This window comes from Kribbella sp. CA-245084, assembly GCF_050942355.1.
GTDB lineage: Bacteria > Actinomycetota > Actinomycetes > Propionibacteriales > Kribbellaceae > Kribbella.
Genome location: NZ_CP192053.1, coordinates 256,750 through 275,371, shown reverse-complemented (window position 1 = coordinate 275,371; position 18,622 = coordinate 256,750). Strand labels below are relative to the sequence as shown.

Annotated in this window: 22 protein-coding genes and 1 tRNA gene; 12 read left to right on the top strand and 11 right to left on the bottom strand. The window is 67.6% G+C overall.

The features are described from left to right. Positions 1–78: 78 nt before the first annotated feature. Together ACQPYH_RS01385 and ACQPYH_RS01380 are read left to right on the top strand one after the other, a co-directional pair. Entirely contained in the window at positions 79–234 is a 156-nt protein-coding gene (locus ACQPYH_RS01385) for a DUF6131 family protein (RefSeq protein ID WP_166679556.1), read from the top strand. 80 nt (positions 235–314) lie between these two features. Then, on the top strand, positions 315–677 hold the full coding sequence (locus tag ACQPYH_RS01380) for a YciI family protein (RefSeq protein ID WP_432885398.1): 363 nt from the start codon (positions 315–317) through the stop codon (positions 675–677). Here ACQPYH_RS01380 and ACQPYH_RS01375 read toward each other — a convergent pair. Further along, the gene (locus ACQPYH_RS01375) at positions 648–1,415 is read right to left on the bottom strand and encodes an enoyl-CoA hydratase/isomerase family protein (protein WP_432885396.1); all 768 of its coding nucleotides are present in this window, start codon (positions 1,413–1,415) and stop codon (positions 648–650) included. The genes ACQPYH_RS01380 and ACQPYH_RS01375 overlap by 30 nt on opposite strands. 253 nt (positions 1,416–1,668) lie before the next feature. On the opposite strand from ACQPYH_RS01375, the gene ACQPYH_RS01370 reads away from it, so the two are divergent. Together ACQPYH_RS01370 and ACQPYH_RS01365 are read left to right on the top strand one after the other, a co-directional pair. Further along, entirely contained in the window at positions 1,669–1,959 is a 291-nt protein-coding gene (locus ACQPYH_RS01370) for a hypothetical protein (RefSeq protein ID WP_432885393.1), read from the top strand. 269 nt (positions 1,960–2,228) lie between these two features. Beyond that, positions 2,229–3,101, top strand: a complete 873-nt coding sequence (locus tag ACQPYH_RS01365; protein ID WP_432885391.1) for an SH3 domain-containing protein — start codon at positions 2,229–2,231, stop codon at positions 3,099–3,101. A 76-nt stretch (positions 3,102–3,177) separates the two neighbouring features. Here the strand turns inward: ACQPYH_RS01365 and ACQPYH_RS01360 are convergent, their stop codons facing one another. After that, positions 3,178–4,446, bottom strand: coding sequence for an FAD-binding oxidoreductase (locus tag ACQPYH_RS01360; protein WP_432885389.1), 1,269 nt, complete (start codon positions 4,444–4,446; stop codon positions 3,178–3,180). A gap of 76 nt (positions 4,447–4,522) precedes the next feature. Between ACQPYH_RS01360 and ACQPYH_RS01355 the strand changes: the two genes are divergently transcribed. Beyond that, positions 4,523–5,260 carry a phosphotransferase family protein gene (locus tag ACQPYH_RS01355; protein ID WP_432885386.1) on the top strand — a complete coding sequence of 246 codons (738 nt, stop codon included), beginning with the start codon at positions 4,523–4,525 and terminating at the stop codon, positions 5,258–5,260. Here ACQPYH_RS01355 and sigJ read toward each other — a convergent pair. Further along, positions 5,241–6,119 carry an RNA polymerase sigma factor SigJ gene (sigJ, locus tag ACQPYH_RS01350; protein ID WP_432885385.1) on the bottom strand — a complete coding sequence of 293 codons (879 nt, stop codon included), beginning with the start codon at positions 6,117–6,119 and terminating at the stop codon, positions 5,241–5,243. The two genes, ACQPYH_RS01355 and sigJ, sit on opposite strands and share 20 nt — an antisense overlap. Before the next feature lie 85 nt (positions 6,120–6,204). On the opposite strand from sigJ, the gene ACQPYH_RS01345 reads away from it, so the two are divergent. Continuing rightward, on the top strand, positions 6,205–6,990 hold the full coding sequence (locus ACQPYH_RS01345; RefSeq protein ID WP_432885383.1) for a glycoside hydrolase family 16 protein: 786 nt from the start codon (positions 6,205–6,207) through the stop codon (positions 6,988–6,990). A gap of 148 nt (positions 6,991–7,138) precedes the next feature. Next, the gene (gene trpD, locus ACQPYH_RS01340) at positions 7,139–8,197 is read left to right on the top strand and encodes an anthranilate phosphoribosyltransferase (RefSeq protein WP_432885382.1); all 1,059 of its coding nucleotides are present in this window, start codon (positions 7,139–7,141) and stop codon (positions 8,195–8,197) included. On the opposite strand, the gene ACQPYH_RS01335 is transcribed toward trpD, so the two are convergent. Together ACQPYH_RS01335 and ACQPYH_RS01330 are read right to left on the bottom strand one after the other, a co-directional pair. Next, positions 8,175–8,936, bottom strand: a complete 762-nt coding sequence (locus ACQPYH_RS01335; RefSeq protein WP_432885380.1) for an alpha/beta fold hydrolase — start codon at positions 8,934–8,936, stop codon at positions 8,175–8,177. The two genes, trpD and ACQPYH_RS01335, sit on opposite strands and share 23 nt — an antisense overlap. Beyond that, a complete protein-coding gene (locus ACQPYH_RS01330; protein WP_432885379.1) occupies positions 8,927–9,916 on the bottom strand; it encodes an acyltransferase domain-containing protein in 990 nt (329 codons plus the stop codon). The genes ACQPYH_RS01335 and ACQPYH_RS01330 overlap by 10 nt, the downstream gene beginning before the upstream one ends. A 126-nt stretch (positions 9,917–10,042) precedes the next feature. Between ACQPYH_RS01330 and ACQPYH_RS01325 the strand changes: the two genes are divergently transcribed. Together ACQPYH_RS01325 and ACQPYH_RS01320 are read left to right on the top strand one after the other, a co-directional pair. Further along, the gene (locus ACQPYH_RS01325) at positions 10,043–10,771 is read left to right on the top strand and encodes a DinB family protein (protein WP_432885377.1); all 729 of its coding nucleotides are present in this window, start codon (positions 10,043–10,045) and stop codon (positions 10,769–10,771) included. Positions 10,772–10,870: 99 nt separating this feature from the next. After that, entirely contained in the window at positions 10,871–11,293 is a 423-nt protein-coding gene (locus ACQPYH_RS01320) for a hypothetical protein (protein WP_432885375.1), read from the top strand. Between the two features lie 110 nt (positions 11,294–11,403). On the opposite strand, the gene ACQPYH_RS01315 is transcribed toward ACQPYH_RS01320, so the two are convergent. The 5 genes from ACQPYH_RS01315 to ACQPYH_RS01295 all read right to left on the bottom strand — a co-directional run bounded on the left by ACQPYH_RS01315 (position 11,404) and on the right by ACQPYH_RS01295 (position 14,581). Beyond that, entirely contained in the window at positions 11,404–12,378 is a 975-nt protein-coding gene (locus ACQPYH_RS01315) for a GNAT family N-acetyltransferase (protein WP_432885373.1), read from the bottom strand. Positions 12,379–12,429: 51 nt separating this feature from the next. Continuing rightward, the gene (locus ACQPYH_RS01310) at positions 12,430–13,095 is read right to left on the bottom strand and encodes a dihydrofolate reductase family protein (RefSeq protein ID WP_432885370.1); all 666 of its coding nucleotides are present in this window, start codon (positions 13,093–13,095) and stop codon (positions 12,430–12,432) included. Further along, complete coding sequence (locus tag ACQPYH_RS01305) at positions 13,095–13,601, bottom strand: SRPBCC family protein (protein WP_432885368.1); 507 nt, start codon at positions 13,599–13,601, stop codon at positions 13,095–13,097. Before ACQPYH_RS01305 ends, ACQPYH_RS01310 begins: the two co-directional genes overlap by 1 nt. Positions 13,602–13,604: 3 nt before the next feature. Then, positions 13,605–13,946, bottom strand: a complete 342-nt coding sequence (locus ACQPYH_RS01300; protein WP_432885365.1) for an ArsR/SmtB family transcription factor — start codon at positions 13,944–13,946, stop codon at positions 13,605–13,607. Between the two features lie 131 nt (positions 13,947–14,077). Next, entirely contained in the window at positions 14,078–14,581 is a 504-nt protein-coding gene (locus ACQPYH_RS01295) for a hypothetical protein (RefSeq protein ID WP_432885363.1), read from the bottom strand. Between the two features lie 105 nt (positions 14,582–14,686). Between ACQPYH_RS01295 and ACQPYH_RS01290 the strand changes: the two genes are divergently transcribed. Together ACQPYH_RS01290 and ACQPYH_RS01285 are read left to right on the top strand one after the other, a co-directional pair. Continuing rightward, positions 14,687–15,058, top strand: coding sequence for a helix-turn-helix domain-containing protein (locus ACQPYH_RS01290; protein WP_432894298.1), 372 nt, complete (start codon positions 14,687–14,689; stop codon positions 15,056–15,058). Between the two features lie 73 nt (positions 15,059–15,131). Beyond that, a complete protein-coding gene (locus tag ACQPYH_RS01285) occupies positions 15,132–16,994 on the top strand; it encodes a tetratricopeptide repeat protein (protein WP_432894296.1) in 1,863 nt (620 codons plus the stop codon). Positions 16,995–17,040: 46 nt separating this feature from the next. Here ACQPYH_RS01285 and ACQPYH_RS01280 read toward each other — a convergent pair. After that, positions 17,041–17,129: transfer RNA gene (locus ACQPYH_RS01280), tRNA-Ser, on the bottom strand. Positions 17,130–17,377: 248 nt separating this feature from the next. Here ACQPYH_RS01280 and ACQPYH_RS01275 point away from each other — a divergent pair. Continuing rightward, positions 17,378–18,616 (top strand): MFS transporter, encoded by a 1,239-nt coding sequence (locus ACQPYH_RS01275; protein WP_432885360.1) that lies wholly within the window; start codon positions 17,378–17,380, stop codon positions 18,614–18,616. Positions 18,617–18,622: the final 6 nt, after the last annotated feature.

The following is an 18,622-nucleotide window of genomic DNA, read 5'->3' as shown; positions in this document are numbered from 1 at the left end:
CCCGTTGGAGGTTAGGCGTGGGCACCTGATCCGTGTGGCCACCAGCGACCGCCCGGTGGCCCTTGAGAAGGAGGCTTCATGCTCATCCTCGGTTTGATCCTGCTGATTCTGGGATTCTTGCTGAGTATCCCGATCCTGTGGACCATCGGGATTGTGCTACTGGTGGTCGGAGCAGTGCTCTTCCTGCTCGGATCGACGGGGCGTGCTGTCGGCGGCCGCCGGCACTGGTACTGATCCACCTCGACCTGAACGGCCGAACCCCGCGGACCACGAGTCCGCGGGGTTCTGTCCGTCCCCGTCGCTACGGTGAACCCATGAAGTACGTCGTGATGATCTTCCGCAACCTCGACCGCACCTGGACCGAAGAGGACCAGCAGGGCGTCGTTCGCCTGACGCGGCTCAAGCGTGAGCTCGACGAGTCCGGCGAGCTGGTCAGCTCCGAGGGCCTGCTGCCGCCCGAGGAAGGCCGGATCGTGCAGATCCGCGACGGCGAGCAGGTCGTCACCGACGGGCCGTTCGGCGAGGCGAAGGAGCAGCTCGCCGGGTACTTCCTGGTCGACGCCGTCGACGACGAGCGAGCCCAGGCGATCGCGTCGCTGGTCTCGGCCGCGATCGACGACCGGGTCGAGCTCCGCGGCACGCTGATCTCAGCGGGGATGCCAGACGAACTCGGGTGACCGCTTCTGCGTGAAGGCGTCGATGCCTTCCGCGAGTTCACCCGACGCGATCGTCTCGCGGTAGCGTCGTACCGCTGCCGCATCGGCGTTCTCGCCTGCCAACAGAGCGTTCACCGACTCCTTGGCCGAGCGGATCGTCAACTGCGACCGCGAGACCAGCGTCTCCGCGAACGCCTCGGCCAGCGCCATCGGATCGTCGGCCACCCGATCGACCAGCCCCTTCAGCTCGGCCTCGTCCGCAGTCAGCAACTCACCACTGAAGAGCAGGTACTTCGTGGTCGCCGGACCGACCAGGTCGAGCAGGACCTTGATCGCGGCCGGCGGATAGACCACGCCGATCCGCGCCGGCGTGACCCCGAAGCTCGCATCGCGGGCGGCGAACCGGAAGTCGCAGTTCACCGCGATCTCCAGACCGCCACCGATGCAGTGCCCGCGGACGACCGCGATCGTCGGCTTCGGGAACTCCCGCAACGCCCCCTGCGCCCGCAGGTTGAACGCGCGCAGTTCGGCCATCGGATCGGCGGGATCGTCACCGGAGATCAGCTCCCGGATATCCGCGCCGGCCGAGAAGCTCGGCCCGGCGCCGCTGACGAGCAGGACCTTCACGCCGCCGTCATCCGCCAACTCGGCGAGCAGTCCGGGCAGCGCCTCCCACATCGACCGGGTCAGGGCGTTCCGCTTCTCGACCCGGTCGATCACCAGCCGAGCGACCGGCCCAAGCTCGATCCGAAAGTCCACGCGGGCAGTCAACCAGCAAGAACCGCCGGACCGCCGCGCCCTGGATCACACCGGATCGCCAGGCCATCACAACTGCGCGCTCGGCCGCCGGCCCGGCGTACGTCAGCGCGACGACGCCGATTGTGATGGCCTGGCGATCCGCTTCTTCGCCTGGGACTTCGCGCGCGCATCCGGAACAGGTACGCCGGCGCCGGCGGCACCCAGCCAAGCTGCTGCGCCTGGCCGAGTCGAGCGCCAGGAAAGGTCGGCGCGCGTGCAGATCCTGATCCGGGACGGCCGGCACGGCGACGAGACTTTGCGAGAGATCTGGCAGACCTTGCTCGACGAGCGCCTGGTCGGGATGACCAGGTTCGGCCGCCACCTGCTCGAGACCGGCGATCTGCGCCCCGGGATCACCCTCGAGGAGGTCGCGGACGTGCTGTGGACATACATCTCAGTCGAGCTCTACGAGCTCCTCGTCCTGCTCCGCGAATGCAGTCCCGAGCGGTACGCAGACCACCTCGCGACCGCGATCACAGCGGCGATTTGTCGACCAAGCGTTTGATCTCGGAACGGTTACATCCGGATACCGGGCAAATCACGCTCGCGGCGAGCCTGTGGATGTTCGTAATGCGTTAAGACCGAGGGCCGATTCGAACCGGCGCGGCGAAGTGTGCTTGACTCCTCCGGTCGATAACGTTTTGGTCTCGGCAGATTGGGTTCGGACAAGTGACAGAAGGACGGCATAGACAGGCGCGGCACCGGCAGCAGCGCAAAAGGGTGATCCAGCCAGGTCTTGCGAAGGTTGTGATTCCCGGCGCGGCAGTGGCCCTCGTGGCCACCGGATCGGCCGCCGCCCTCCCCGCCCAGCACGTCAAGCTCGACCCGTCGATCGCCAGCTCGTCCCTGCAGCTGTCGCGCGACACCACGATCAGCCGGGACGCTCTTCGTCCGCCGATCGGCGCCACGTCGACGACGCCCTCCGCGGCTCCCAAGCCGAAGGCGTCCCCGACCGCGAAGCATCTGAAGAAGCAGGCGCCGATCCCGACGCCGACCTCCGCGAAGACCCGCGCGGCTGCGGACCTGAACGCGGCTCCGCCGAAGGTGAGCGGCTCGAAGTACACCACCACCGACGTGAACCTGTGGTCGCTCCCGCTGACCGGCATCCTGCTGGACGTGCTGCCGAAGGGCACCAAGGTCTCGGTCACCGGCAAGATCGACGGCATCTGGGCCGAGGTCGTCAGCGACGGCAAGTCCCGTTGGGTCAAGGCGCAGTACCTGTCCGCGACCAAGCCGGTCGCGAGCGTCGGCGGCGGCTCGATCTCGCAGGCAGCCTGCAAGTCCGGCTCCGCGATGGAGTCCGGCCTGACCCAGGACGCCATCCGGGTGCACCGGGCGATCTGCGCGATGTTCCCCGACATCTCGACGTACGGCGGGCTGCGGTCCGGCGACAGCGGTTCGGAGCACTCGAGCGGGCGTGCGGTCGACATCATGATCAACAGCTCGGGCGAGGGCCAGGAGATCGCGGACTGGCTGAAGGCGAACTACAAGAAGCTCGGCGTCAGCCAGCTGATCTGGGAGCAGCACATCTGGACGGTCCAGCGCAGCAGCGAGGGCTGGCGCGCGATGGAGGACCGCGGCAGCGCGACCGCGAACCACATGGACCACGTCCACGTCTCCGTCTACGGCAACTCCGGCACAGTCTGAATTCCTGAGGCGCCCTGAGCGATCCGGTCCCTTGACCCTCCTGGGGACCGGGTCGCTTGTCTTTGAGCAGATACCGTCATGGCCGGATGTTGGCGTTCAGGTGGAAGAAGTTCGTCGGGTCGTACGCGCGCTTGACCTCGCGCAGCCGCTGCAGATCCTTGGCGTCGTACGCCGTGTCCGCGCGGCCCGGGTCGCCGAGGAAGTTCACGAACGTGCGGCTGGAGCTCGGCAGACCAGCGACCTCGCGGTCGATGATCAGCGAGTACGACGCCTGCCGGTGACCGACCGGACCGGCGCCGGGGCCGGGGTTTGCCATCGCGCCGCCCCAGTGCCGGACCTCGACGGTGGCGTCCTCGAGTTCGGTGACGATGTCGATCACCTCGTCGGTCAGCGTGTCGAGGAAGTCGAGGTGTCGCGCGGGCGTGCCGCCCATCGCGGCATCGGCGTACTCGATCGTCTGCAGCTCGCCGGCGAGGCGCTGACCGGCCGTTGTGAAGAGCGGCTTGAGCAGGTGTTCGGCGACATCGGCAGGGCCGGCGTACAGGACCTTGATCGCGACGGCGCGCTGCTCCGTGCCGGGGATGCGGGTCAGGACGACGGCGGTGCTCAGCTCGTTGGGGATCGTCGCGGTCCAATCGCGGTAGGTGCGCAGGATCGCGGCGGCGCGGTCGATGCCGAAGTAGACGATGCCGGCGTGGACCTGGCGGACCGGGTACAGGCGGAACTCGAGTGACGTGACCACGCCGAAGTTGCCGGTGCCGCCGCGGATCGCCCAGAACAGGTCTGCGTGGTGTTCGGCGCTTGCGGTGACCGTTCGTCCGTCGGCGGTGACGACCTCGGCGCGGATCACGCTGTCGGCCGCGAACCCGTACTTGCGGGCCAGCCAGCCCACTCCGCCGCCGAGTGTGTACCCAGTGACGCCGACGTCGCGGTGCGAGCCGGACAACGGAGCGAGCCCGAACTGCCTCGCCGCATCGAGGACAGCGCCCCAGCGGGCACCCGGCGCGACCTTGGCGATGCGACGCTCCGGGTCGATCAGCACCGACGTCATCGGCGTTGTCTTCAGCAAGATCCCGCCGTCCGCCGGTACGCGAGTCCCGTGACCGGTGGCCTGCACAGCGACCGGTACGCCGTAGTCGCGGGCGGTCCGGACCGCTGCCTGTACGTCGGTCCTGCTGTACGCCTCGGCAACCAGCAGCGGGCGTGAGTCCACTGACGGGATGACGGAGCGGCGCTGCTCGTCGTACTCGACCTCGCCGGGCAGCCGGACCGCACCGTTGAACCCGGCCCCCAGCAGCCCCGCCACAACGTCACTGACAACCGCTGCAATCGCCTGCGTAGACATCCGATCCCACTCCCTCGCCGTATCAGCTCCTGCCCATACGTCGAAGAAGGGACCCCGTTATCGACACACTCTTCCGATGACCCACACAATCTCGGTCTCCGGCTCGGTTCTGACCAAGCGCTACGTCTCCTGGTCCCGCAACGAACCCGACCGAGAGTGGGCCGCGCTAACCCTCCTGTCCGAGGCAACCCCCGACCTGGTCCCCCACCCCCTCTCCAGGACCCCCGCCCCGTCGCTCACCATGACCACACTCCCCGGCCAGCCCCTCACCGCCCCTGTGCGCCTTCCCCAGCTAACCGCTCTGGGCGACGCGATCGAGACCCTCTGGTCCATCCCACCTTCCTCCTTGCCCGCGATTGACCTGTCTGCGCTCGTCAGCCGGACCCGCGCTGGTCTGACAGTGCTGCAGGATGGCGACGGCGTGATCGCTCGCGCAGCTTCGGCCTGGCTCGACAACGAGCCGCCTGACCTCACCGCCGTACACGAACCGGTCGTCGCCCACGGGGACCCGAACCTCGCCAACTACCTCTGGGATGGGACGCGCGTGCGCATCGTCGACTTCGAGGACGCCGGGCTGGGCGATCGCACCGTCGAGCTCGCCAACCTGGTCGAGCACCTGTCGGGACGCGGGACCGACTGGACGCCGCTGGTGCAACGCTTCGCCCCGGACCCCGACCGCTTCCACACAGCCCGCTGTCTGTGGGCCGGCTTCTGGCTGACTCTCATCGCGCCAGGCGGACCGAGCGCCCACCGCAACCCGCCTGGGACCGCGGAGGCACAGGCGGAGCGGGTGCTCACGCTGGTAGCGGGATGACCTCTAGACGTTCCAGATCGGCCAGGATGTCGATCTGGGTGATCTTGCCGTCGGCGACCGTGACGGCCATGACACCTAGGAGCCGGTCGTTGACCACGGTGATGACTCCAGGCACGCCATTGATCAGCGCCACCTGGTTGTACGGCGCCATCCGGCTGAAGAGCAGCGCCTGCTCGACAACAGCCTTCGCACCGCGCACCAGCTTAGACACCGCCGGCCCGGCGAACTCCGCAGTCGCCGCACCAGCGTCCGCGCGCAGTAGTACGTCGGGGTCGAGCAGCTCGAGCAGCGCCTCGAAGTCACCGCCACGCGACGCCGCCATGAACGCCTCCACGATCACTCGCTGCCGGCTGACATCCCCGTCACTCGCAGGAGCGCCCTGGACCCGCCGCCGCGCCCGACTGGCCAGCTGACGCGTCGCAGCGGGCGACTTGTCCACGATCGTCGCGATCTCGTCGAACCCGACGCCGAACATGTCGTGCAGCACGAACGCCAACCGCTCAGCCGGCGACAACGTCTCCAGTACGACGAGCAACGCCAGCCCGATCGCATCCGCATGGACCGCCTCGTCCTCCGGCCCCAGCTCACCGATGATCGGGTCCGGCACATACGTGTCCAGTGAGTCCTCACGCCGCGATTTCCGGCTGCGCAGCAGGTCCAGACACACCCGCGACACCACTGTGGTCAGCCAGCCCGCCAGATTGCCGACATCACTCACGTCAGTCCGGCTCAGCCGCAGCCATGCCTCCTGTACGGCGTCCTCCGCCTCGGCCACCGACCCGAGCATCCGATACGCGACCGCGCGCAGGTGCCCGCGGTTCTGCTCGAACTGCCGCGCCAACTGCTCGTGGTCGTCCACCGGTGCCGTCTCCTGTCGCATCACTTCCCTGACGAATGGGAGCACCATGATGTGACAACGCCTCCGATCCGCTCATCATGGGGTCATGAGTCAGGTACGCGGTGACTTGCTGTTCGAGGACGACTTCGATGCGTCGTCGCTCGACCGGTCGGTCTGGTCACCGCATTACCTGCCGCAGTGGAGTTCGCGGGCGGCATCGGCAGCGACGTACCAGCTGGGCGACTCGTGCCTGACGCTCAGCATCCCCGTCGACCAGGGCCTGTGGTGCGTGGGCGACCACAAGCCCGACCTGCGAGTCTCCGGCATCCAGTCCGGCAACTACTCGGGTCCGGTGGGCAGCGTGGTCGGTCAACAGCCGTACCGCGAGGGCCTGGTCGTCCGCGAGGAGCAGGAGCCGTTCTGGGGCTGGACTCCGAACGGCGGGTACGTCGAACTCCGCGCCCGCGCCGATCTGAGTCCACGGTCGATGGTGTCGCTCTGGATGGTCGGGCTGGAGGAGCAGCCGGAGCAGTGCGGCGAGATCTGCGTGATGGAGGTGTTCGGCGACGCTCTGGTACCGGGCCGGTCGACCGACGTCGGCATGGGCCTGAAGACGATCCGCGACCCCGCCGTACCGCAGGACTTCGAGGCGGTCCGGCTCCCGATCGACCTGCGTGACTTCCACACGTACGCGGTCGAGTGGACCGGTGGCGAGGCGTCGTTCTTCGTGGACGGCGCTGCGATCCGCAGTTGTCAGGGCGCCCCGACGTACCCGGTGCAGTTGATGCTGGCCGTGTTCGACTTCCCGGAACGGTCCGGTGAGGAGCATGTGCCTACCTTCACCGTCGACTCCATCCGCGGATGGAACGTTGCGGAGGCTTTGGTGGCGTGACTAAGGTCAGTGTCATGTTCCAGCGCGCAGGTATGTGGTGGGCCGTCGACTGACGGCCTGACTCCGCGCGTACCCACCCGGCCGTCTCCTGCGAGGCGGCCGTTGTGATGTCTCCTCGTGGGCGGCCCAGCACCCTCGAGGACACCCGATGGCGACAACACTCCGGACCTGGTCCGGTCTGATCTCCGCGCTCCTGGCCGGCTCCGACCTGTCGGCGGCGGACACCGGCTGGGCGATGGACCAGGTGGTGCTGGGCGAGGCTTCACCGGCCCAGATCTCCGGGTTCCTGATCGCACTGCGAGCCAAGGGCGAGACACCTGACGAGCTCACCGGTCTGGCCGAGGTACTGCGTTCGCATGCGACGCCGGTGCGGATCAATGGGCCGTTCGTGGACATCGTGGGGACGGGCGGCGACCGGACTGGTGCGGCGAACATCTCCACCATGGCTGCAGTGGTGGCAGCCGCCACGGGTGTCACCGTGGTGAAGCACGGAGGACGGGCCGCGTCCTCGTCGGCCGGCGGCTCTGGCGATTTGGTGGAGCACCTGGGTGTACCGCTCGACCTGTCAGCCTCAGAAGCTGCCGCCGTCGCGGCTGACGTTGGCCTGACCTACCTGTTCGCTCCACGCTTCAATCCGGCGCTACGACAGGTTGCCGTCGTACGGCGTGAGCTGGCCGTCCCCACCGCTTTCAACGTGCTCGCGCCGCTGCTCAACCCAGCAAACCCAGCCCACCAGCTCGTCGGCGTCGCCCGAGCGCAGATGCTGCCAGTGCTGGCCGGTGCGCTTGCCCGGCAAGGAAAGTCAGCCCTGGTAGCACGCGGCGACGATGGCCTCGACAAGCTGACCACTACTGGCTACTCGCGCTTGTGGATCGTGCATGGCGGCTCGGCAACCGAGACGGTCTTCGATCCACGCTCACTCGGCCTCCGCCCGTCGACGCTGTCCGACCTTCAAGGCGGTGACCCTGCTTTCAATGCAAGGGCTCTGCACGCCCTCGTCCACGGAGCAGCTGGGCCGCTGCGGCACGTCGTACTGCTCAATGCGGCGGCGGCCGTGGCTGCTCTCTCGCTGGGTACGGCGCCGCTGCTCGACCTGCTGGCAGATGCGCTGGACCGCTGTCGTCGCGCCGTGGACACCGGCGAGGCCGCGCGAGTCCTGGCGGCTTGGACCAGTCGGGCGCGAACTATCCGCCCATACAGTTGTTGATGGCATCGATTACTAGCTGCGGGTTGCGGAGGCTGGGGTAGTGGTCGGCGCCGGGGATCCAGGTGAACTGGGAGCCGGGGATGCGGGCCGCGGCGGCGCCCGCCGAGGCTGTCGCGATCGGGCGGTCCTGGTCGCCGACCATCACTGTGGTGGGCGCGTGGATCTCGTTCAACCGGTCGTACACAGGCGGCTCGGCGTTGAGGTACGTGCCTTGTTCGAACCAGGCTGGCGCCGCAGCGCGGAGCTGATCGACCACAGCGTCGTCAGCCACGGTCGCCGCCCACACCGGTAGGCCGAACTGCACCAGGCCGTCCACGTCGCGGTTGGCGATCAGCTCGGCGTACTGCGCGTCCAGGGCGGGCTCTTCGAGTACGGGGAAGCCACGGACGCTCGGGCAGAGCAGCACGAGGCCGTGGACTCGGTCCGGATGCGTGAGCGCAAAGCTGAGCGCAGTACCGCCACCCATCGAGCAGCCGACCAGAACGACCCGCTGCAGGTCCAGCTGCTCCAGCACTGTCACCAGGTCGTCCAGCAGCGAGAACTCCTCGGTCGGCAGCGGAGACCGTCCATAGCCGCGGACGTCGTACCGAACGATGCGGCGCCCGCTGAGCCCAGCCACGACCAGGTCCCACACCTGGGAGTCCCCAGTGCCTGGATGCAGGAAGACGATCGGTACGCCGTCGCCGGCCAGATGCTCGGTCCACAGGTCGTCTTGTCCAACCGGAATCCTTAGCTCCATCCCTTCAGCATGCCCGTGCGCCCGTACCAGTGCCGCCCGGCGCGCAGGTGCGACACGAACGCGCGCTGCAGCGAGGTGTCCTGCGGAATGCTGTGCAGGTCCGGCGCGCCGTCGGGCACCGGCAACTGCAGCCCGAGGCGCATCAGCTCGCGGTCGCCCTCAGCCGGGTCCTCCGGTGGCAGCAGCGGCAGCAGGTCGAAGCGCTGCTGGAAGCGGATGATGTTGGAGTCAGGCCGCAGGTACTCGGCCAGCTGCGGATCCAGCAGCCAGGAGTGACACACGAACGCGTGGACCGGTTCCTCCGGGTACCAGCGCTTGAAGGACTCGACCGCAGCGGCGACAGACTCTTCCGACTCTTGTGCATCGAGTGGGCCGCTCGGTGGGATGTGAATCATCAGCAGATGCCCGGAGACGCCATCGCCCAGACCCAGCTGGGCGCGGGTGAAGTCGTGCCGACCGATCTCGTAGTCCGCGCCACGGAACCGCAGCGGCGGACCCCAGAGCGGCATCAGTCCGACACCAGGACGACCGAAGACCTGCCGGTGCGTCGCCATCACTCCACCCAGCGCGGAGACAGTCGCTCTAGTCACCGAATCCGGCACACCGTGCTTCGCGTGCAGCTCATGCAATCGAGGCAGGTTGGCTAGCAGGGCCCAGGCGTTCGCGAACAACCCGACAGCCGACGCGTCCTGCGGTACTGCGGGCCAGCCTCGGAAGCCGGTCGACGGCAGCGCGAGCCCCATGTCGCGGTCGATCTCGCCGGCCAACGCGGACGCGATCGTCCACCACTCCGGGTCTTTGTCCGGGTCCGGGCGTGCTGCGAGCATCTGCTCTCGATCGGTCGCCGACACTCCGCAGTACTCGATCAACGCCTCGGCGTCCTCCGGCACCCGTAGCCCATCGCCCACCTCCAGGCCCTGGAACCGCGTTCGGGCCCGCTCGGAGAAGCCCACTCGTTCCGCCGCTGTCAGAACGTCCACGTCCAGTTCCCTCCGCCGCGTTTGTCAGTGCCTCGACTCCACCACGGGCCGCAGGTCTCGCGCACGACTTTTGTGTCCTAGGCCACAGATACGCTCGCCTCAACCTCGACAGATTTGGGAGATGGCATGACGAAGTTCGGTCGGTCCGACGACTTGCAGGGAGCCGAGTTCAATGAGGTGGACCTGAGCGGGGCTCGGTTCGTCGAGTCCGATCTGTCCCGGGTCGTGATGCGCGGCGTCGACATCCAGGCCGGCGACATCGACGCGCCGTGGCTGGGCACGGCGGACGCCAGCCTGATCGTCAACGGCGTCGACGTCGTGCCGTTCATCGACGCGGAGCTCAACCGGCGGTTCCCCGGTCGCGAGAACCGGCGCGCCACAGACCCGGACGGTCTGCGCGCAGCCTGGGCCCAGGTCGAGCAAGCCTGGGCGACCGCCCGCGAACGCGCCAAGGCCATGCCGGCCGGCACTGTCGACGCCTCCGTGGACGGTGAATGGTCGTTCGCGCAGACGGAGCGGCACCTCACGCACGCCACGGACACCTGGTTCGGCCGCAGCGTCATGGAGCTCGACGACCCGTACCACCCGCTCGGTCTGAAGTACCTCGGCACAGACGACCCGGGCGCGAAGGTGCCGACGTACGCCGAGGTTCTCGAGGCCCGCGCCGGCCGCGTCGCCATGGTCCGCGACTTCATCGCCGCAACCACCCCGACCGAGCTCGACGCGCCCCGGAAGAACCCGCACAACCCCGAGCACCCCCAGACCGTCCGCTCCTGTCTGCACGTGATCATCGAAGAGGAATGGGAGCACCTCCGCTTCGCCACCCGAGACCTGGACACCCTCGAGTCCCGCTGAGTCAGCCCTTCAACAACTCTCGAAGTGTTCGCGTCCGCCCCTGTCCGTCGGTCAGTGTGCTGGGGAAATCACCGACCGTATCGACAGGGGTGGATCTACATGTTCGTACGTCGCATCGCCCGCAAGGCCCTCGCCTGTGGGACGGCTCTGGCCGCCGTTCTGACCGGACTGGTCGTCGTGCAAGCCGCACCGGCAGCAGCGTCGATCGGACCGATCCATGGCTGCCCGGCGAACTACCTGTGCATCTACCCGGGCGACGGCTGGAACGGCGACCACCCGTCGGTGAAGTACTACCCGTACTACGCGCCGGGCATCAATCACGGCGAGTACAACGTGTATGGGTTGTACGGCGTCCACCTGGTCCTCAACAACACCACCTGCGGACCGATCTGGTTCAACAGCGGCAAGAACGGCGGCGGCTACCACCTGGTGATCGGCCAGCACGATTCCTACGACCCGAACCTGACGCCGTACAACTCCATAACCTTCTGGATCGACACGAACCTCTGCTGGGGCAGCTGATCCCCGGTTCAGATGTCCTTGCTGTCTGCGCGCATGATCGCCCTCCCATCCTTCGGTGTGAACACCTAGGGACGCTAAAGGGGTGCGCTGACGAATCGCTGACGATGTACTTACAGGGGTGGCACCGGTAGCTGGAAGACCGACCAAGCGTCGACCGGTTGAAAGCCGAGTGCTGCGTTGACCGCGCGCATGTGCGTGTTGTCCTCGGCGTTCCAGGCGTCGATGAAGCGGAGCGTCGGCTCGTTCGCCTGTGTGTACGCGTGGTTGGCCGACTTCACGAGCAGACCGAGACGTCGACCGCGGTGTGCCGGTTCGACGATCGTGATCCGCTGCCGCGCATGGGTGTCGTCGTCGGACTCGAACGCCAGCTTGGTCCGGGCGACGATCTGCCCGGTCGCGTCGTGCCGGGCAGCGGTCGAGTAGGAGCGGTAGCCGCGGCGCAGCTCGTCCGCCTCCTGACGGCGTACCCGCGCGGCGTCGTACACCCGCTGCTCGACCGCGAGCTCACCGGTCGGGGAGTCGACCATCAACCGGCTTTGCAGCGCGGCGACATCGTCGACGATCTCGTCGGGCGCTACGTCGCGCCACTGCACCAACGAGTACCCGTCGGCGGGTGTCGCCTCGCCTTCCGGAGGGTCGGCGAGCTGGCAGCGGGATCTGATGCTGGTCGCTCCGAGCTGATGAGAGCGGTTGGTGAGGTAGCGATAGCCCGCCTCGTCGCGAGCAACACCACCCGGCAGTGCCCGAACCGTCTCGACCTCGATCAGGCTCCGCTCGTGCTGCCGGGCCACTGCGTAGACCTCCTCAAGCAACCGGGTGCCGATGCCTTGACGCCGGTACTGCGGGTGCACGATCAGGTCCAGGTACATCAAGCGAAGGTTCTCCGACTGCGGCAGCTGGTACGACGCAGCGCCGACAACTCGGTCACCGTCCCAGGCCAGCAGCGCTGGGTCCTCGCGGGCCAGGTGTTCCTGCCGGCTAGGTGTGGGGAAGTCGGGTACGTCGTACTGCGTGACCGCGACCGCCAGCTCGTACCACTGGCCCATCGCCACGGCGTCCTCCGGATCCAGCTGCCTGATGGTCATGCCCGCATCGTCCGGCGGGCACAACCGATCAGCAATCGAATTTGAGGCCGCCTATCGCTCACGGACGGTGTAGGTCAGGTGCGTCGCCCTCGGGGAGGATTCCGCACGGACCGGCTCCAGGGCCAGGCGGCCATCGTCCACGCCCTCGAACAGCCGGATCCCGCTGCCGAACAGCACGGGTGCGAGCGCGATCGAGAACTCGTCGATCAGGCCGGCGTTCAGGTACTCCAGGATCGTCGCGCCGCCGCCGGCGATGCGAACGTCCCGGTCGCCGGCGGCCTCGCGGGCCAAGTCGAGCGCCTTCTCGATGCCGTCGTTGACGAAGTGGAACGTGGTCCCGCCCGGCCGCTCCCAAGGGTCACGCGTCTCGTGCGTAACGACGAAGACCGGCGTGTGGAACGGCGCCTCCTCCGGCCAGGCCAGCGCCCCGCCGTCGAACATCCGCTTGCCCATCACGCTCGCACCCGTGCGCTCGTACGTCGCCCGGGCGATGTCGTTGTCGAGTCCTTCCTCGCCGCCCTCGCCGAGCTTGAGGTTCTCCCGGAAGAACCGCTGCGGGAAGATCCACGCCTGCAGCTCCGACCACTTCGACATCCAGCGCTGAACCCTCGGGTCGTTCTTGCCCTCGGGCGAGAAGACGTCCTCGACGGCCACCTCGTCAGGCGCAACGAAACCGTCGAGCGACATCGTCACACTGAAGAACACCTTTCCGGCCATCAGTCCTCCACTCCCTTCCGAACGAGCTCGGCGACGTACGCAGCCAGGTTGCCGAGGGTCTGCTGACCGCCCTCGATCGCGTGGTACTTCTCGACCGCCTCGTCGCGCAATTCCCTGCTGGGGAACACCGTGTGCATCTCGATCCGGGTCGCCGTACCGTCGGCCTCGAACGTGATCAGCGAGTCGAAGGCGTTCGGGTCGTCGCGCGACTCACCGTGCAGCAGCGCGATCCGCTCCGGCGGCACGATCTCGGTCCAGGTGATCCACTCGGTGTACTCCGTCCCGTCCGGCCCGTGCATCAGGAAGTCCCACTCCCCGCCGGCGCGGAACTCGAACGCCCGCGTGGTCGTGGTGAATCCCTCCGGCCCCCACCACTGCGACAAGTGCCGGACCTCGGTGAACGCCTCGAACACCAGCTCTCGCGGGGCGTCGATGACCCGGGAGATGACGATCTCCCGGTCGGCCGTCGCGGACTGCGCCGGCGTTCCCTGTCCTGTCGTGCTCATCAACTAGTCCTCCTGCCTTGCCTGCTTGAGGTCCTGCACGTACGTGTCCAACCGGTCGAAGCTCTCGTTCCAGAACCGTTCGAACCCGCCGGCCCACTCGTGGACAGGCCGCAGCCCACGGGCATCCAGCCCGTACAACCGCTGCTTGCCCGCCCTCCGGTCCCGCACTAGCCCGACCTCCCGAAGCACCCGCAAGTGCTTCGACGCCCCCGGCTGGCTCATCCCCAACTCCTCGGCCAACTCCGTCACCGGCCGCTCCCCACCCCGCAACAAAACCAAAATCTCCCGCCGCTGCGGCTCCGCAATCGCATTAAAAACATCCGACGTAGTCGCTGCCCGTGCCATACCCACATCATATGCCCATATCGGCATGCGTCAAGCAGCTTGATGTCATGGGCCAGGACGTGCCGGACGGGTCTCTCCGCGGCTACCGCAGAAAGACCCGTCCGCTACTGGATCCTCATGACCCGCAACAGCTAGCTGTTGTTGCGGACCCACTGGTAGTGCCGATCGCATTCTCCGTAGCAGGTGTACAAGCGGATGCCGCTGCCGTGTCCGCCGACCGGATTGAGGCTGCTGTCCTCGTAGAAGTTCTCGCCGCAGTACCCCCAGCCCCAGTTCATGCTGATGCAGTCGCCGTCTCGGTAGAAGACCCAAATGCCGTCAGCGTTCCTGAGCCAGTTCTCCCAGTGGGCTTTCACATGTTCGCCGGAGTTGTTGTCGACCCAGACCTTGTCACCGTGCCTTTGGAAACACGCGTGCGCCCAGTCGGCGTCCGAGCTGCACCACTTCGCATCGACGACGCTGGAAGGCGGTGTGCCGGGCGTCGAGTGGTGGATGGTCGTCGAGGTCATCAGCGCCACGTCGGTCGAGGCGGCAGCGGGCCGCTGGCTGGTGGTCGTGGCTGTCCCAGTGGCGTAAGCGGCTCCGGTGCCGATGGTGGCGACGACGGCAGCGACAGTGCCGGTTGCGAGCGCCATGAGCACTCGCCTGACGGAGTTGCGTGGGTGAGACATGGTGCTCCCTTGCGTCGGGGATCTGTCGTGGGTTCGTTCTCAGCCTCGCCGTACGCCCAGGGCGTGACCATGAGATTTCACCGGCAGACTTACTGGCAGACTTGCCGGGTGAGCTCCGACAGCGAATCGAGCGGCGGAAACGAGTCCGCGTTCGGCGCTCTGCTGCGCCGCCATCGGCGCTCGGCGCGGCTGACCCAGGAGGAGCTTGCGGAACGGTCCGGTCTGAGTGTGCGCGCGATCAGCGATCTGGAACGCGGCCGCACCGCACGTCCGTACCGCACGTCCGTACCGGAGCTCGACCGATCTGTTGGCGCGTGCGTTGGGCTTGGGCGCCGATGCCCGGTCCGCGTTCCTGCAGACAGCGCGTGGCGGTGCCGACCCGGCGGCGACCGACGTACTGCGACAGCTTCCCGCCGCTCCGCGGCACTTCATCGGCCGTAGCGACGAGTCCAAGGCGCTCGACGAACTCCTCGACGGACTGGGCGGCACGGTTGTGGTCTCGGCGATCAGCGGGATGCCGGGAGTCGGCAAGTCGGCCCTGGCCGTGCACTGGGCGCATCAGGTGGCGGACCGCTTCCCCGCCGGGCAGCTTTACGTCAACCTGCGAGGGTTCGACCCGTCCGGTTCGCCGCTGCCGCCCGAGCAGGCGATCCATCGTCTCCTTTTCGCACTCGGGATCCCGTCGGAGCGGATCCCGTCGGACGTGGACGCGACAGCGAGTATGTATCGCAGTGTGCTGGCGGGAAGGCGTCTGCTGATCCTGCTCGACAACGCTCGTGACGCCGCGCAGGTGCGCCCGCTGGTGCCGGGCAGTCCCGGATGTCTGGTGCTGGTCACCAGTCGGCACGCGCTGACGGGGCTGGTCGCCGACGGCGCCCGGCAGCTGGATCTCGAGGTGCTCAGCGTGGGCGAAGCCCGTGAATTCCTTGCGCGGCGGATCGGACCGGAGTGGGTAGCCGCGGCACCGGACGCGGTGGCGGACCTGGTAGCGGCGTGCGGCCGGCTACCGCTGGCGTTGGCTGTTGTCGCGGCCCGGGCCGCCGCTCGGCCGGCCCTTCCGCCGTCGTCGCTGGCAGCCGAGCTGCACGAGCGGTCGCGGCTGGACGCGCTGGACGGCGGCGACCCGGCGACCAGTGTCTCGGCGGTGTTTTCCTGGTCGTACCGGCAACTGAGCCCCGAGACGGCACGGATGTTCCGCCTGCTCGGCCTGCATTGCGGTCCGGACGTCTCGTTGGCCGCGGCCGCCAGCCTCGCCGGCATCTCGCGAGACCGCGCACGCAAGCAGTTGGCCGAACTGCACAGCTCGCATCTGATCGTCGAGTACGCCGCCGGCAGATACGCATTTCATGATCTGGTGCGGACGTACGCCGCGCACCTGGCCGATACGGAGCCGGAGCGGCACGCGGCGACGCAGCGCATGCTCGACCACTACCTACATTCGGCGTACGGCGCCGACAGGCTGACGAAAGGCTACTGGCGTCCGATAGCGCTGGATCCGATCGCGTCGGGCGTGGAGCCTGAAGTACCAGCTGATAGCTCCCTCGCTCTGGACTGGCTCGCTGCCGAGGAGCAGACGCTGGTCGCGGCGGTGCATCGGGCGGTCGCCGCGGGATTCGATTCCCAGGCTTGGCAATTGGCCCGAACCATCGAGGAGTTCTTGCACCGTCGCGGGCGATGGCGCGATCTCATCGTGCTCCAGACGGAGGCTCTGGACGCCGCGCAGCGCGCGGGGGACCCGACCGGCGTCGCCTTCGCACACGGCAGCCTCGGCGTGGCTTGTAACAACCTCGGTCGAGACGATCAGGCCGAACGCCACCTGCGGACCGCGCACGACCTGTGGGCCGAACTGGGTGACGCCACCGGCCGAGGGATCGCCTTGCTCAACCTCGGTGAACTCTTTGTCCGGCTGGGTGATTACCCCGCGGCTCTCCGCATCGACCGCGAGGCGATCACCGTGTTCGAGTCAGCCGATGACCGGGCGGGCCAAGCGCGTGCGCTGAACAATCTCGGCTGGCATCACGCCTTGGCCGGTGAGTACCGGGCCACGTTGGAGCATTGCGAGCACGCCGCAAATCTGCTGCGCACGATCGGCGATCGGGCCGGCGAGGCATACGCGTGGGACAGCGTCGGCTACGCCTGTCATCACCTGGGCGATCATCAAAAGGCCATCAGCTGTTACGAGCGGACTGTAGGCCTGAGCCGCGACACCGGCGATCTCGCCTTCCAGGCCGTCGTCCTCGACCACCTCGGCGACGCGCACGCGGCAGCCGGCGAGCCGGCGACGGCACACGACCGATGGCAGCAGGCCGCCGACATTCTCGAGGACATGCACCACCCGGACGCCGAGCAACTCCGCGACAAACTGGCCACCCACTGAACCGAGCCGCCCGGCAACAACAGCTACCTCTCGAAACCTCTTTAAGCGGAGGGTGTGGGATTCGAACCCACGATGACGGTCACCCGCCATACCGGTTTTCAAGACCAGCGCACTCGGCCACTATGCGAACCCTCCCGGCGGTTGCCGCCGAGGGTCGAGGATAGCCGAATCGGCGTGCGGGGGCGGGAGGCGGCCGGTATGGTCTGGGCAGCGGCGGATCGACCGCCGGGGGTACGGACGGAGGTGAGGGCAATGTCTCGGTCGTTCGAAGACATGGCAAGCACCGTCCGGTCGGCGCACTGAACCTGCGCTGACCGGACCAACCGCCGGGCTGTTTACCAGCAGCCGGCGTCCTGTTGATTCGTCATGCCCTCAGGAGTCTTATGCGTTCGCTTGGCGCTGTTGCGTTTCCGGCTGAGCTCGGGTCGGATTTTCGGAAGATCTGGCCGGCTTCGATCATCTCCAATCTCGGCGACGGGGCCATGGCGGCCGCCGGGCCGTTGCTTGTTGCCTCGATTACCAGGGAGCCTGCGGCGGTGGGGGCTGCGGCGTTTATTCAGCAGCTGCCGTGGTTGCTGTTCGCGTTGTTCAGTGGCGTTCTCGTCGATCGGCTCGATCGCCGGTTGATGATTGTTGCCGCTGACACCTTTCGTGCGATCGTCCTGGTCGCGCTGGGTGCCGCCGTACTGCTCGACACCTCGCCGCTCTGGGCGATCTACCTCGCCTTGTTCCTTCTCGGTACGGCGGAAACCCTTGCAGATAACGCATCCGGCGCGTTGCTGGTCAGCGCCGTACCGAAGGAGCATCTCGGCAAAGCCAATGCACGACTGTTCGCCAGCGCCACCGTCCTGCAGCAGCTCGGTGGGCCACCAATCGGCGCACTGTTGTTTGCGGCGGGTGCTGGTATCCCGCTGGTCTTCGATGCGGTCACCTTCGCCGCAGCAGCAGCTCTGATCGCCCGCGTCGCCGTACGTCCACCACTAGCTGACCACTCCACGCGTGCAGCTCTCTGGCATGAAGTGCACGAAGGAGTCCGCTGGCTGTGGCAGCACTCCGGCGTACGGACGCTCGCCCTGTCGATCCTGGTCATGAACATCACCTTCTGCGCAGCGTTCGCGACCTGGGTGCTCTTCGCCCGCGAGCGGCTTGGTCTGACCGAGACACAGTTCGGCCTGCTCATCTCTGTCGGCGCGGTAGGCGGTGTGCTCGGCATGCCGGCGTACCACTTCCTGGAGCCACGCATCGGCTCCGTGACTCTGCTGCGCGCGGGCCTGGTCATCGAAACGACGGTCCACCTCGTCCTGGCGCTCACCAGGAACCCGTGGGTCGCCGGCGCGACTATGGCCGTGTTCGGCGTCCACGCCGTTGTGTGGGGCATCGTCTCGACTACAACACGTCAGCTGGTCACTCCGGACGCACTGATGGGCAGGGTGAACAGCGTGTACCTCCTGGCCTCGGTCGGCGGCGCCGCGATCGGCTCGGTGCTCGGCGGCGTACTGGCGCAGCGGTTCGGACTGGCTGCTCCGTTCGCGATCGCCTTCGTGGCCATGGTGCTCATGACAGCAGTCGCTTGGCGTCCGCTCCGGCACATCTCCCTGCGGCGGGTGCCTGCAGCAGACTGAAATCGG